Below are 295 nucleotides of genomic sequence, written 5' to 3' on the forward strand. Positions count from 1 at the left end.
GTGATCGTCTTATTCAGATCTTCATGCGTGATGTCCTTGTTTGGCGTACCATCACCAGGCTTCTTATCAGGATTGCCCGGCTTCTTATCACCAGGGGTTGGAACATCACCAGGAACAACATTGATCATGTGGTGACGAACCGTCAAAGTAACACCAGGAATACCATCAGCCGTTGCAGTAACCGTTGCTGGGTACTTTTGGCCAGGTACTAATTCCCAACCAGCAGGTGCAACTGGATTGATAGCAATATCCTCGTCAGTCTTACCAGTAAGTGGCGTGGAGCTGATTTGGTTCC

Annotated in this window: 1 pseudogene; it reads right to left on the reverse strand. The window is 48.5% G+C overall.

From position 1 onward, the window contains the following. A pseudogene (locus H5975_RS08490) lies at positions 1-295 on the reverse strand (hypothetical protein); the annotation flags it as partial.

This window comes from Limosilactobacillus coleohominis (assembly GCF_016901675.1).
Taxonomy (GTDB): Bacteria; Bacillota; Bacilli; order Lactobacillales; family Lactobacillaceae; genus Limosilactobacillus; species Limosilactobacillus intestinavium.